Source organism: Bacillus sp. LR_5, from assembly GCF_042709275.1.
In genome coordinates this window covers 1-6,295 of the sequence record NZ_JAVAXX010000332.1, presented here as the reverse complement: position 1 = coordinate 6,295, position 6,295 = coordinate 1, and the positions used below count along the sequence as shown (strand labels likewise).

The 6,295-nt window shown below is 40.4% G+C and carries 8 protein-coding genes; 6 read left to right on the top strand and 2 right to left on the bottom strand.

What is annotated here, in order from left to right; translation table 11 throughout:
- From rpsI to salA, 5 genes are all read left to right on the top strand, one after another.
- Positions 1–84: 30S ribosomal protein S9 (gene rpsI / locus RAC86_RS33685; protein WP_377886556.1), on the top strand; the 84-nt coding region annotated here is incomplete at its 5' end.
- A 462-nt stretch (positions 85–546) separates the two neighbouring features.
- A complete protein-coding gene (locus tag RAC86_RS33680) occupies positions 547–1,314 on the top strand; it encodes a class I SAM-dependent methyltransferase (RefSeq protein ID WP_029317184.1) in 768 nt (255 codons plus the stop codon).
- A gap of 185 nt (positions 1,315–1,499) precedes the next feature.
- On the top strand, positions 1,500–1,943 hold the full coding sequence (locus tag RAC86_RS33675) for a YbaK family protein (protein ID WP_003235118.1): 444 nt from the start codon (positions 1,500–1,502) through the stop codon (positions 1,941–1,943).
- A 59-nt stretch (positions 1,944–2,002) separates the two neighbouring features.
- Positions 2,003–2,716, top strand: coding sequence for an N-acetylmuramoyl-L-alanine amidase CwlD (cwlD, locus tag RAC86_RS33670; RefSeq protein ID WP_015252979.1), 714 nt, complete (start codon positions 2,003–2,005; stop codon positions 2,714–2,716).
- A 95-nt stretch (positions 2,717–2,811) separates the two neighbouring features.
- Positions 2,812–3,870, top strand: coding sequence for an iron-sulfur carrier protein/transcriptional regulator SalA (gene salA / locus RAC86_RS33665; RefSeq protein ID WP_377886554.1), 1,059 nt, complete (start codon positions 2,812–2,814; stop codon positions 3,868–3,870).
- Positions 3,871–3,905: 35 nt separating this feature from the next.
- Here salA and gerD read toward each other — a convergent pair whose 3' ends face one another.
- Complete coding sequence (gerD, locus tag RAC86_RS33660; protein ID WP_003235126.1) at positions 3,906–4,463, bottom strand: spore germination lipoprotein GerD; 558 nt, start codon at positions 4,461–4,463, stop codon at positions 3,906–3,908.
- Between the two features lie 109 nt (positions 4,464–4,572).
- On the opposite strand from gerD, the gene kbaA reads away from it, so the two are divergent.
- Positions 4,573–5,169, top strand: a complete 597-nt coding sequence (gene kbaA, locus RAC86_RS33655; protein ID WP_004399693.1) for a KinB-signaling pathway activation protein — start codon at positions 4,573–4,575, stop codon at positions 5,167–5,169.
- Here the strand turns inward: kbaA and pdaB are convergent, their stop codons facing one another.
- Positions 5,170–5,934: a polysaccharide deacetylase family sporulation protein PdaB gene (gene pdaB / locus RAC86_RS33650; RefSeq protein ID WP_003235130.1), complete on the bottom strand. Its 765-nt coding sequence runs from the start codon at positions 5,932–5,934 to the stop codon at positions 5,170–5,172.
- Positions 5,935–6,295 lie beyond the last annotated feature (361 nt).

Sequence of the window (6,295 nt, the reverse complement as noted above, 5' to 3'; positions counted from 1 at the left end):
TTGACTCGTGACGCTCGTATGAAAGAACGTAAAAAATACGGTCTTAAAGGCGCTCGTCGTGCACCTCAGTTCTCAAAACGTTAATTTTACGTTTTCAAAAAGCTCTCGACCTTGGGTTGGGAGCTTTTTTCTTTCAATAAAACGTGGCAGCTTCGCATAAAAATAACAACTGAATGGACGCTTGACGGCGTTAAGCAAATTGTTTTTTATAAACGGTCTCACTGTAATAATCATGATAGCTTTCATTCTTATTCAATTGGAAGTTCGGTCAATGTTTATTATCGTTATGTGCTCAGCCCAGCTTCATCTAACCACTGTATCTCATCCGTTAAAGTTCACTGCTGATTCTTAACCCGGAGAAACAATAGCTCTCATTGCTAATGGCTTTATGTAACGAAGTAAAAGTAAATCTGATGATATAAATCACATATCTCCTTTGTGATTTTTTTGCGTTTTTATGAACTTTTTTCTAAATATGCAAAGGGAAAGTGATATCAATCTAGAAATATTTGTTATACTCTATACATTAAAGTAAGGAGAAGATTCATGAATGCGTTAGTAGCTCATAATAGCAAAGCCTGGGATAAAAAAGTAGAAACAGGCAATGAATGGACTGTTGCTGTTGAGCAGCAGGTTATCGAACAAGCAAAAAAAGGCAATTGGGATATAAGGGTAACACCAATGAAAGATGTACCGAAGGATTGGTTTCCGCCTATCAAAGGTCTGAAAGTACTCTGTTTAGCATCAGGCGGCGGCCAGCAGGGTCCAGTTTTGGCAGCCGCAGGCGCGGATGTCACCGTATTAGATAACTCAGAAAAACAGCTGAATCAGGATAGAATGATTGCTGAGCGAGATGGTCTCACGATACACACTGTCAAAGGAAGCATGGACGATTTAAGTGTATTTAATGATGAATCATTTGATGTCATTGTACATCCTGTTGCCAATGTTTTTGTTGAGAATGTCCTCCCGGTATGGAAGGAAGCGCACCGTGTGTTGAAAAGGAACGGCATTCTAATCTCGGGTTTTGTCAATCCTGTTGTATTTCTGTTTGATACAGAATTAGAACAGCAAGGTGTTTTAAAAGTAAAACACTCCATTCCATACGCTGACCCAGAAGATCTTCCGAAACATAAAGTGAAAAAACTGATCGAAAATAATGAGGCTCTGGAATTCGGCCATTCCTTAGAAGACCAAATCAAAGGCCAAATTGATGCCGGTTTTATCGTTACTGGTTTTTATGAAGATAAAGGCGGGTTTGTATTAGACCAATATATCCATACATATTCTGCAACAAGAAGCGTGAAAGTATGAAAAGCAGCGACCTGTTAGAGGGGCTGCTTTTTTCATAACTACTTACAGAACGTTTGTTCCGCACCCTGCAGAAAGCTGATTTTTTATCGATGTTACACCTTCATTTGGGCGAATTTCCAACCGAATTCGGGCATTGTTTCATCATCCAAACCTCAAAATAATCGGTAAAAGGAGAGTGAATTTATATGGCAGAAGTACTGTCTTTTATGGATGTGAAACGCCAAAAGGATTTTGAATTAGAAAAGAACTTGCTCAAAGAACTCTCTCTGAGACAAATTATCCAGTCTGTTAAGGATTGTTTGGAACCATTATTTCCATTTTTACATGATGAACGAGATATTATTACCGAAGGCTGTATTGATTTTGCGATTGAAGCTTATTTGTTAGGCGGGCGTTTTGGGATATTCGGCTATTACGGAGAATCCATGCAGAGTATCAGTGCCCGCTCTGCAAGAGAAGAAGAAGAGCTACGTATGGAGTTTTTTGATTATCTCTATAATTGGATACACGAGCAATACGCAACATTTGATAAAAACACGGTTTATGAAGCGGCACGCAAGTTCATTAAAGATTGGTGGACAGCGGGGTTTGTTCAAAGAGAAAAACAGTGTAAGCTTCGCATGCGGTAATCATATTTCCCGGCCCTGTCCCATAGTTATGTAATAACGGACAAGCGGGAGGGGAAGGGATGAGGAAAAAGCTTAAATGGCTCAGTTTTTTGCTAGGCTTCATCGTATTACTATTTCTGTTCAAATATCAGTTCAGCAATAACGACTCTTGGAAGCCGTGGAGCCTGCCCTTGAGCGGTAAAATCATTTATCTAGATCCAGGTCATGGCGGGCCTGACGGCGGAGCAGTCGGCGGAAAGCTGTTAGAGAAGGATGTTACCCTGGAAGTGGCCTTTAGAGTCAGGGATTATCTTCAAGAACAAGGAGCGCTTGTTATCATGACCAGAGAAAGTGATACTGATCTCGCTCCAGAAGGAACAAAAGGCTATAGTCGACGAAAAGCTGAGGATCTAAGACAACGAGTCAAATTAATAAACCATTCAGAGGCGGAGCTCTATATCAGCATTCATCTTAATGCGATTCCGTCACAAAAATGGAGCGGAGCCCAAAGCTTTTATTACGGGAAATATGCGGAAAATGAGAAAGTCGCAAAATACATCCAGGATGAGCTGAGAAGAAATCTGGAAAACACAACCCGGAAAGCAAAGCGGATTCATGGTATCTACTTAATGCAAAACGTCACCAAACCGGGGGCGCTTATAGAAGTCGGATTTTTATCCAATCCAAACGAAGCAACGCTGCTCGGTAAACCGAAATATCAAGACAAGGTGGCATCTTCCATATATAAAGGCATTTTGCGATATTTCACAGAAAAAGGAGACCCTCCGGAGTAATGGAGGGTTTTCTTGTGGTTCTAAGCATAAGACACCCGCCATTTATGTATGATATAATAATAATTGTAAACGAATACACAAAAGGGTGAGGTTCGATGATAAGAGAAGATGAAGTAAGAAAACTAGTCGGAGAAATGCGCGAACCTTTTCTTCAAAGACCTCTGGGAGAATTGGATGCCGTTAAGGAAATTAAAATAAAGCCTGAAAAACGGCATATCAGTGTAAAAGTCGCTCTTGCAAAAACAGGAACTGCAGAACAAATGCAGATTCAGCAAGAGATCGTAAACGTATTAAAAGGGGCAGGAGCTGAGACAGTCGGCCTTCGATTTGAAGAGCTGCCTGAAGAAACGGTTGCTAAATTCCGGGCGCCGTCAGCTGAGAAAAAAACATTATTAAATATGGATAACCCGCCAGTCTTTCTTGCTGTAGCAAGTGGAAAAGGCGGCGTAGGCAAGTCAACTGTGTCAGTAAACCTAGCTATTTCTCTGGCTCGTCTAGGGAAAAAGGTTGGTTTAATTGATGCGGATATTTATGGGTTCAGTGTGCCGGACATGATGGGTATCACTGTGCGTCCAACAATTGAAGGAGAGAAACTTCTTCCTGTTAAACGCTTTGGAGTAAAGGTCATGTCAATGGGCTTTTTCGTAGAAGAAAATGCCCCGGTCGTATGGAGAGGGCCGATGCTCGGCAAAATGCTGAATAATTTTTTCCATGAAGTAGAGTGGGGAGAAGTAGACTATATCGTTCTTGATCTTCCGCCTGGTACAGGGGACGTTGCTCTCGATGTACATACAATGCTTCCGAGCTGCAAAGAAATTATCGTATCTACGCCACATCCGACAGCTGCTTTTGTCGCGGCCAGAGCGGGCTCTATGGCGATTAAAACCGATCATGAGGTCGTGGGTGTCATAGAGAACATGGCTTATTATGAAAGTGCAAAGACAGGGGAAAGAGAATATGTGTTTGGAAAAGGCGGAGGAGATAAACTGGCTGAGGAACTAAACGTGCCTTTGCTCGGCAGAATCCCATTGAAACAGCCCGATTGGGATAAGGACCAATTTGCTCCGTCTGTTTATGACGAAAATCATCCAATCGGAGAAATATATCAGGACATCGCAAAAAAAATAGATGCAAAAATGTCAGTGCAGGTATAAAAGGTGAACCGGGATTCCAGATCCCGGCTTTCCCTTTATTCACTTTCTTTTGCTGTGTCTTTTGCTGCTTTTTTCAGCTCATCTTCGAACTGCTTTTTGTAAAGCGGACTAGAAAGTGTTTCGTTAATAACCTCTTCTAAATAACTGCGGAATTCTTGGCTTTTTGCCAGCTGGCTGTACTTTTTATCCATGCCGGGATCCTGCATAACGCTCATCAGCATCTTCTGGTAATCTGGATCCTTCATCAGCTTTTTAATCACTTTTTCATGCTCTGTTTGAAGAGTTTTGGCAAATCCCTCAGCAAAATCAGTGTCTTCAAAGATGTTTTTCCAAAATTCTTCACCTTTTTTTGATGTGAGTGTTTTTTCTATTGTTCCTTTAATTGCATCTTGGTCAATTACCAGCGCTTCATTCATGGCATCATCATTTAATAATTCCTTAATAGCTTTCTTTCCATCATCAGTTTTTAATATATCAACAACCATTTTTTTGGTCTGATCATAGTCCATATCCGCTGCTTGGTCTTTTGGAGCGCAAGCTGTTACAGATAATAACAAAAAACAGCTCATCAATAGCGTTTTGGCTTTTGACATGCTTAAGCTCCTTTCACATACTTGTCTTACCTTTAATATGATTCATCTGTTTGGAATTATACATAACAAAATATCGCTGTTCGCGATTTTTGAGGGGATGAATAAAGAAATGAAAAGCCGTGGTTTAGTTCGTTTTTTCTTTTCTATTTTAGCTGTCGGGGCGCTTATCACGAGTATTGTGGGTTTTGCTTTAAAGTGGGGAGAATATAGAGGGCTGTTTCTAACATTTGAAGCGGGGCAGATTTTCTCTGTTTTATTTTGGTTTATCGGTGTAGGCATGATTTTCAGTGTGATCAGCCAAATGGGTTTTTTCGTGTTTTTAACAGTTCATCGGTTTGCGCTTGAGATATTAAGGTCCTCCTCTTTGTGGAATTTGCTGCAGTTGTTTTTCATCCTGTTTGTTGCTTTTGATTTAATGTACGTGCGTTTTTTATTTTTTGGAGAGAGCGGAGAATCGCTGGCTGGCTATGCGTGGTTACCGGTGTTTTTATTGATCTTTGGAGTGATTACAGCTTATATAAAGCAAAAGCAGTCCTCTAAGAAAACATTTGTGTCATCGTTATTTTTGATGGTTGTGATTACCGCATTAGAATGGTTCCCTGCATTAAGAGTAAATGATGAGGACTGGCTTTATTTAATGCTTTTTCCTTTAATGGCATGTAATGCCTTCCAATTGCTGATGCTGCCGAAGTTTGCAGCAAAGTAATTACTTTACCTCTGCGGATTTGGCATCAGAATTTGCGATGAGATCACCCACGGTTACATTTTTTAATCCTTTTTCTTTCAGCTGATGGATGATATCAGGCAATGCTTCTTCTGTTTGTTTTGCAGAATCGGAGGCATGTAAAAGAATAATGTCTCCACCGGAAACTTGCTTGGTCACATTGTCGATGATTTTTTCAACTCCGGGATTTGTCCAGTCTTGAGAGTTCACACTGTAATGAACGACTGTATAATTGTATTGCTTTGCGACCTTTAGAACATTCTTATTGAATTGGCCGGTAGGGGGTCTTAATAGCTGTATGTCTTTGACCCCTAACTTTTCAAAGGCTGTTTGCGCACGGTTCATGTCCTTTTTTATTTCGCTGCTCTCTAAATTGGCATAGTTTTTATAAGCGTAGCCCATGCTCCCGATTTGATGGCCGTCCTTTACGATACGGGCCACTGTGTCGGGATGGCGTTCTGCCCAAGAAGCGGACAGGAAAAACGTTGCGTTTTTAATCCCGTTTGCTTTCAGAGTATTAAGTATCGGTTCTGCTCTCTCATCACCCCAGCTGATATCGAAAGTAAGTGAAATATCTTTAGAGTCTGTTTCTCCTTTATAAATGGCTTTAGGTCCGGTGTCAGTTGAAAACACGGGAAGCGGGACAGCTCTTTGGATATAAAAAAAGCTGGCAGCTGCAAATGCGGCGATAAGTATAATAATTAATTGTTTTACCCGTTTAATGTGCCACACATAGAAGTGATTCACTGATGATGCCTCCTTATCTTGTCCATCATTCTTGTTTTACATCTTATGAGCATGGACAATTGAATATAACCGATAAAATGTCTCTTCACATACAGCCTAAATTGGGTATTGACCTTTTGATAATATCCGTGATATATTATTATTCGTCGCTGATAAACAGCTGACATCAACTAAAAGCTTCATTAAATACTTTGAAAAAAGTTGTTGACTTAAAAGAAGCTAAATGTTATAGTAATAAAGCTGCTTCGTTAAGCGGCAGTAATGATCTTTGAAAACTAAACAAGACAAAACGTACCTGTTAATTCATTTTTATAAATCGCACAACGATGTGCGTAGTCAGTCAAACTAGGGCCTGTATGAC